We start from the raw sequence: 6,702 nt of genomic DNA on the forward strand, positions 1-6,702 counted from the left end.
GTTGCGCCCCCGGTTGGTCCGCCAGCCGGGGGCGTTTTCTGTTGACGCCGGGGCGGGGTGGGCCGTAGCGTTCGGGATGACCCTCTACCTCGGCGTCACCGACAACGACTGGTTCCGTTACCTCGCGGCTCGGGAACCGGAGGAGGTCAACTTCTGGCAGCCGGGCGGCGGGCGGCGGTTCCGGGCACTCGAGCCCGGCGGGCTGTTCCTGTTCAAGCTGAAAGCGCCAGCCAACGCAATCGGAGGCGGCGGCTTCTTTGTTCGCCACGCCCGGCTCGACGCGCACACGGCGTGGGAGGCGTTCGGGGTCAAAAACGGGGCGCCCGACTACTGGTCGTTCCTCGACCGACTCCAGCGGCTCCGGCGCGGCGCGGGCGTGAGCCCGAACCCCGAGATCGGCTGTATCGTCCTGGCCGAGTCCGAATGGATCGACGTTCCCCGAGACTGGGCGCCGCAGATCGTGAGCGGGAAGGGGTACGACACGGGCGGGGTGGAGGGGCGCCGGCTGTGGCAGGCCGTGCAGGAGCGGCTCGCCGCGCGGGCTCCAACGTCTGGCGTCGTCGCCGAGGAGCCGGCTCGGTACGGCGAGCGCGTCGTGCGGGAGCGTTTGGGCCAGGGCGCGTTCCGGCTGCTCGTGACGGAGGCGTACGGCCGGCGGTGCTCGTTCACGGGGGAAAAGACGCTCCCCGCCCTCCAGGCCGCACACATCAAGCCCTACGCCGCGTCGGGTCCGCACCGGGTCCAGAACGGGCTGCTCCTCCGGGCGGACTTGCACCAGCTGTTCGACTCGGGCTACCTCACCGTGGACCCCGCTCGTCGGGTCGTCGAGGTGAGCGGGCGGATCCGGGAGGAGTTCGAGAACGGGCGGGACTACTACGCCCTCCACGGCCAGCCCCTCCGTCTCCCCGCCAACGCGCTGGACGGTCCCGAGACGACCTTCCTCGAATACCACAACGACCGTGTCTTCCGCCCCTGACCTCCGCTACGAACTCATCATCTACTGGAGCGATGAGGACGCGGCGTTTATCGCTGAGGTCCCAGAGCTTCCCGGTTGTCTCTCGGACGGCGAGAGCTACACGGAGGCTGTGGAGAACGTAGAAGACGCGATCCGCGCGTGGATCGAGACGGCGCAGGAGCTCGGCCGAGACGTCCCTGAGCCGAAGGGCCGCCGGCTCCTGTTCGCGTAGGGCGGGGCGGACCCGGAGAGCACCGCCCCGCCCGCGCGCCGTTCGGATGGGCGGGGCGGCGAGCGCGACGTGCCACCCCGCCCCGCCCCCGGATCCTGGGCGGGGTGGAGCAGGAACCGCCCCGCCCCCGGTGGCGCTTGAGGAGGCCACCCCGCCCTTTGGGTCCGCCCCCTCCACGATGGGTTTATTCGGCACGCTCGCCGCGCTCCTGACCGTCACGGCGCTGTTCGCCTACGTCAACCACCGGACGGTCCGGCTGCCGACGACGATCGGGGTCATGCTCATCGCGCTCCTGACGTCGCTCGCGCTGCTGGCGCTGCACGGCGTCGGGATCGACCTCGACGTGCCGGCGCGGCGGCTGCTCCAGGGCATCGACTTCGACGAGACGCTGCTCCAGGGGATGCTCTCGTTCCTGCTCTTCGCCGGCGCCCTCCACGTCGACCTGGGCGACCTCGCCGAGCACAAGGGGACGATCGCGGTGCTGGCCACGTTCGGCGTCGTGATCTCGACGGCCGTCATCGGCGGGCTCACGTTCCTCGCCGCCGGCGCGCTCGGGCTCGACCTCCGCCTGATCGACGCGCTCCTGTTCGGGGCGCTCATCTCGCCGACGGACCCGATCGCCGTCATGGGGCTGTTGTCCACGATGGGCGTGCCCCGCTCGCTCGAGACCAAGATCGCCGGCGAGAGCCTGTTCAACGACGGCGTCGGCGTCGTCGTCTTCCTCATCCTCCTCGAACTGGCGCGGGGGACCGAGCCGGTGACGGCCGGCGACGTGGCGCTCCTGTTCGCGCAGGAGGCCGGCGGCGGTGCCCTGTTCGGGGCCGTGGCCGGCTACGTTGCCTACCGGATGCTCCGGTCGATCGACGACTACAAGGTCGAGGTGCTCGTCACGCTCGCGCTCGTGACCGGCGGGTACGCGCTCGCCGGGGCGCTCCACCTTTCGGCGCCGATTGCGATCGTCGTGGCCGGGCTCCTCATCGGCAACCAGGGGCGGGCGTTCGCCATGAGCGACCTCACGCGGGACCGGCTCGACGTGTTCTGGGAGCTGATCGACGAGGTCCTGAACGCGGTCCTGTTCGTGCTCATCGGGCTCGAGATCCTGGTCATCACGTTCGCGCCGTCGGCCGTGGTCCTCGCGCTGCTGGCCGTCCCGATCGCGCTGCTTGGCCGGTCGGTCGGCGTGTTCGTCCCGCTCGCCGGGCTCCGCCCGTTCGGGCTCCGGCAGGAGGCCGGCGTCAAGCGGGTGCTGGTCTGGGGCGGCCTCCGCGGCGGCATCTCGGTCGCGCTCGCGCTGTCGCTGCCGCCGGGGCCGGTCCGCGAGACGCTCCTCGTGGCGACCTACGCCGTCGTCGTGTTCTCGATCGTCGTGCAGGGGCTGACCGTCCCGCGCCTGGTCCGGCACGTGCTCCAGACGGGGCCGCCGCGCGACCTCGACCCGCTCGACGGGGACTCCGGCCCGCCCGCCGTCGCATGAGCGGGGCGGGGTGGCCCGTCCGCGACCGCCCCGCCCACGGGGGCGGAGTCGAGAAGAGGGGGAGAAGCAACGAGGAGAAGAGGCCGCGCCGTCCCGTCCCTCCTTCTCCACCCGGCCCGCCGCCGCGTGGGCGGGGCGGAGCGCCTGCCTGCCCACCCCGCCCGGGCGGCACTCCTCGGGTGGGGAACGGAACGAAAACGGCCTCTCAGCCCGCGTACTCAGTACCTCGTACCCGGTACCCCCCAACGCGTCAGTCGTCGTAGCCGTCGAGGACGTGGTCCCAGTCCCAGCCCTCGCCCTCGACGAGGCCCAGGAGCATCCGGCGGCGGCGGTCGCAGACGTCCTCGCGGAGCGCCTCGTGGTAGGCCTCGTCCGAGCACGCGGGGTACCCGTCGCGGCGGAGGCCGTCGAGCGACGGCGGCGGCGGCGCCTCGCTCGACGGCCCCGTGGACTGGTCTTCGAGCCGGTCGAGGAGCGTGTCGATGGCGGCGCGGGCGGGGTGGAACGCGCCCGGGCTCAGGCAGTCGCCGGAGAGCCCGTGCTCGGCGATCGACAGGGCCTCGTCGAGCGCGGCCAGCGACGGCGCCAGCGCCTCGCGCCGGCGCGAACCGCGGAAGTGGTGGAGGACCGGGTAGGCCAGGTGCTGCTGGGCCAGCGTCGTGAGCGCCGGCGTGAGCCCGACGAGGTGCTGCTCGAAGGCGCTGCACCCCCGGTCGAGGTCCCACATCGTGCGGATGATCTCCTCCGGCGTCTCGCCGAGCCCCCACAGCGCGGCCGCCGTGCCCCGCCGGTCGACGGCGGCCTGGAGGACCGGGAGCACGTACGAGATGGCGAGGCTGAGCAGGATGAGCCCCGAGAGCGAGGCCGTCGTCGTGAGCATCTGCCACACGGCCCCCTCCGGCTGGTAGTCGCCCAGGCCCAGCGTGACGAGCGTGTAGCCGACGAAGTAGATCCGCGACCACAGCCCGGCCGGCGCGCCCGTGGTCGCGCTCACGATGGCACCGTCGGAGGCCAGGAACACGAGCGTCCACCCCGCCCACAGCAGGACGGTCCACGAGAAGATGGCCAGGAGCAGGACCACGAGCCCGAGCTGGCTGAAAAAGAAGCCCGACACGCGCTGCCCGGTCTGGCTCTGCGTGAACAGCCATGCGCCCCGGCTGAGCTGCTTCGTGAGTGGCCCGCCGCCCCGCCCGAGCGTCGTGTAGAGGGCGTCGTAGAGGGCGAGGCCGACCAGGAGGAGGCCGGGGGGGAGGAGCCAGATCTGCATGCGCGCGGGCGGGGCGGAGCGGGAGGGGCGGGGTGGCCGTACCATCGCCACACGTACCACGCCAACCGCCCTACGCCGATGCGGCTCCCACGCCTTTTCGTCTTCGCTGCCCTCCTCCCCGCCGCCGCGCTCGCTCAGCCCGGCGTCGACGCCAACCGGCCGACGGACCGGCCGTGGCCGGACTCCCTCGTTGGCGGGACCGCCCCGCCCGCGGACGTGCAGCGCCTCTACGCCGTGGCCGCGGCCGTCGACGCCGACCGGATCGAGGCCAATGTCCGGCGCCTCGCCGGCTTCGGGACGCGGCACACGCTGTCCGACACCGTGAGCGATACGCGCGGGATCGGCGCGGCGAGGCGGTGGATCCGGGCCGAGTTCGAGCGGATCTCGGCGGCCTGCGGCGGGTGCCTGGAGGTCGTCGAGCAGCGCCGGGTGATCTCGGGCGAGCGCCGCATCCCCGAGCCGGTCGAGGTCGTCAACGTCCTCGCCATCCAGCGTGGGACGGCCGACCCGGACCGCTACGTGGTCATGTCGGGCGACATCGACAGTCGGGCGTCCGACGCGCTCGACGCGACGAGCGACGCGCCGGGCGCCAACGACAACGCGAGCGGGATGGCCGGCGCCATCGAGGCGGCCCGCGTGCTCAGCCAGTACGAGTTCCCCGGGACGATCGTCTACACCGGACTGAGCGGGGAGGAGCAGGGCCTGTTCGGCGGCCAGATCATGGCCGAGACCGCGCGCGCCGAGGGCTGGCGCATCGAGGCCGTCCTCAACAACGACATGATCGGCAACAGCTGCGGGATCGACGGCGTGTGCGACAACACGAGCGCCCGCGTCTTTTCCGAGGCCACGCGCCCGACCGAGACTGAGCAGGAGGCCCGCCTCCGCCGGTTCACGGGCGGCGAGGTCGACGGGCCGAGCCGGAACCTCGCCCGCGCCATCGACCGCCTGGCCGACCAATACGTCCGCAACCTGGACGTGATGATGGTCTACCGGCTCGACCGCTTCGGGCGGGGCGGCCACCACACGCCGTTCACGAACGTGGGCTACCCGGGCGTCCGCATCATGGAGACGCACGAGCACTACGACCGCCAGCACCAGGACCTGCGCACCGAGGCCTACCCCGACGGCACGCCGCGCCACTACGGCGACACGGTCGAGTACGTCGACTTCGACTACGCGGCCAAGCTCACGGCCCTCAACGCGGTCGCGCTGGCCGCCTTCGCCGGCGCCCCCGCCCCGCCCTCAGGCGTGACGATCGAGGGCGCCGTCCGGCCGTCGACGACGCTCCGGTGGGAGCGGCCGGACGCGGCGGAGAACCCGCAGCTCGCCGGGTTCCGCGTGAACTGGCGGCTCACGACGAGCCCGCAGTGGGAGCGCTCCGTGTTCGTCCCCGACAACGGCGAGGCCGAGCAGCACTACACGCTGGGGAACGTGGTCATCGACAACTACCTGTTCGGCGTGTCGAGCGTGGCCGCCGACGGGAGCGAGAGCCCGGTCGTGTTCCCCGGCGCGATCGGCGCGTTCGACTACGCGCCGGGCGAGTAGGGCTGCCCCGCCCGCCGCCCCGCCCGGCGACGCGGGGCGGGGTGGTCGGGCTCAGGGCCGCCCTGGCCGGTGGCTTGCGGGGATCGCCGGCCCGCGCAGCGGGTAGATCCCGGCCCCTCCCGCTCCCGAGATGACCCGCCCGCTCGCCCTCCCCGCCCTGGCGGCACTCGCCGCCCTCGCCGCCTGCACCGACGCCCCGCCCGAAGGCGCCGCGGCAACCGCCCCGCCCCCCGGCGCCGTCGAGGTGGTGTCGAACGAGAGCGACGCCGCCGAGACCCCCGCCCGCCCCGCCCCCGCCGCCGTCGACACGACGCTCCCGCCGACGGTCACGGTCGCCGGGCAGACCGTCCCCCGCCGGGCGTTCGTCGAGGATGTCGAGGCCGGCGAGCGCGTGTGCCACCTCACGCTCCGCACGGACGGGGGCGGGGTGGAGCAGGTTATGGGTGACTTCTCGCTGTGCGAGGGCCAGGCCATCCAGGGCGAGCGCGTCCAGATCGAGTACGCCACGGACGTGGTGCCGGCGGCGTCTTGCGTCGGCGACCCCGACTGCCTGGAGACCGAGACGGTCCCGTTTGCGGTGGTCGTCGACGTGATCGGGCGGCGGTGAGGCGGTGGAGTAGGGAGGCAGGAGGCGCTCGTAGCTTCGGTGCATGACCGTCCCGAACGCAGAGGGTGCCGTCGTCCCACCCGAGAAGCTGACGGACTACCTCCTCGCGCTCTCGCATCCCGTCGGCGGGTCGAAAGCCCGCTTCTTCCGGGCGCACGGGTTCGACGACAACAACGCGGACCTGCTGGCCGATGGTCTCCGCCGTATCGTCACCGGCGCACCCGCGTCGGTCCGACCGACCCCGTTCGGGACGAAGTACGTCGCCGCCGGTGATCTTCCCACGCCGCGCGGCACCGTCGTCCTGATCGAGACCGTCTGGATCGTCGAGCCGCCCGATGAGCGTCCGCGGCTCGTCACGGCGTATCCTGTGGACACGAGCCGACCCTGACCCCATGATCCGCGAACTCGGCACAGTCGTGCTGGCGCACGACCTCCCGGACCTCGGTTTAGAGGAGGGGGACGTCGGTGCGGTCGTCTACGTCTACGACGGCGGCCGCGCGGTCGAGGTGGAGTTCGTCTCGGGCTCGGGGGCTACGGTCGCTGTCGAGACGCTGCGGGCGTCGGACGTGCGTCCGCTCGGGGACAGCGAGATCCTCCACGCCCGCGCCCTCGCCGCCTGACC

At 72.9% G+C, this 6,702-nt stretch carries 8 protein-coding genes; 7 read left to right on the top strand and 1 reads right to left on the bottom strand.

All coding sequences use genetic code 11. The features are described 5' to 3' along the window. Nucleotides 1–76: 76 nt before the first annotated feature. From RM540_RS09820 to RM540_RS09830, 3 genes are all read left to right on the top strand, one after another. Nucleotides 77–976 (top strand): HNH endonuclease, encoded by a 900-nt coding sequence (locus tag RM540_RS09820; protein ID WP_311663596.1) that lies wholly within the window; start codon nucleotides 77–79, stop codon nucleotides 974–976. Next, nucleotides 960–1,187 carry a type II toxin-antitoxin system HicB family antitoxin gene (locus RM540_RS09825; RefSeq protein ID WP_311663598.1) on the top strand — a complete coding sequence of 76 codons (228 nt, stop codon included), beginning with the start codon at nucleotides 960–962 and terminating at the stop codon, nucleotides 1,185–1,187. Before RM540_RS09820 ends, RM540_RS09825 begins: the two co-directional genes overlap by 17 nt. Nucleotides 1,188–1,365: 178 nt before the next feature. Continuing rightward, the gene (locus RM540_RS09830) at nucleotides 1,366–2,661 is read left to right on the top strand and encodes a cation:proton antiporter (protein WP_311663600.1); all 1,296 of its coding nucleotides are present in this window, start codon (nucleotides 1,366–1,368) and stop codon (nucleotides 2,659–2,661) included. Between the two features lie 250 nt (nucleotides 2,662–2,911). Here RM540_RS09830 and RM540_RS09835 read toward each other — a convergent pair whose 3' ends face one another. Beyond that, complete coding sequence (locus RM540_RS09835) at nucleotides 2,912–3,928, bottom strand: ion channel (protein ID WP_311663602.1); 1,017 nt, start codon at nucleotides 3,926–3,928, stop codon at nucleotides 2,912–2,914. 78 nt (nucleotides 3,929–4,006) lie between these two features. Here RM540_RS09835 and RM540_RS09840 point away from each other — a divergent pair, with 78 nt between their 5' ends. The 4 genes from RM540_RS09840 to RM540_RS09855 all read left to right on the top strand — a co-directional run bounded on the left by RM540_RS09840 (nucleotide 4,007) and on the right by RM540_RS09855 (nucleotide 6,700). Further along, complete coding sequence (locus RM540_RS09840; protein WP_311663603.1) at nucleotides 4,007–5,473, top strand: M28 family peptidase; 1,467 nt, start codon at nucleotides 4,007–4,009, stop codon at nucleotides 5,471–5,473. Nucleotides 5,474–5,603: 130 nt separating this feature from the next. Beyond that, nucleotides 5,604–6,080, top strand: coding sequence for a hypothetical protein (locus tag RM540_RS09845; protein ID WP_311663604.1), 477 nt, complete (start codon nucleotides 5,604–5,606; stop codon nucleotides 6,078–6,080). Nucleotides 6,081–6,123: 43 nt separating this feature from the next. Then, on the top strand, nucleotides 6,124–6,468 hold the full coding sequence (locus RM540_RS09850) for a DUF6883 domain-containing protein (RefSeq protein ID WP_311663605.1): 345 nt from the start codon (nucleotides 6,124–6,126) through the stop codon (nucleotides 6,466–6,468). A 4-nt stretch (nucleotides 6,469–6,472) separates the two neighbouring features. Continuing rightward, the gene (locus RM540_RS09855) at nucleotides 6,473–6,700 is read left to right on the top strand and encodes a DUF4926 domain-containing protein (protein WP_311663606.1); all 228 of its coding nucleotides are present in this window, start codon (nucleotides 6,473–6,475) and stop codon (nucleotides 6,698–6,700) included. Nucleotides 6,701–6,702 lie beyond the last annotated feature (2 nt).

The organism is Rubrivirga litoralis, from assembly GCF_031846415.1.
Lineage (GTDB): Bacteria > Bacteroidota > Rhodothermia > Rhodothermales > Rubricoccaceae > Rubrivirga > Rubrivirga litoralis.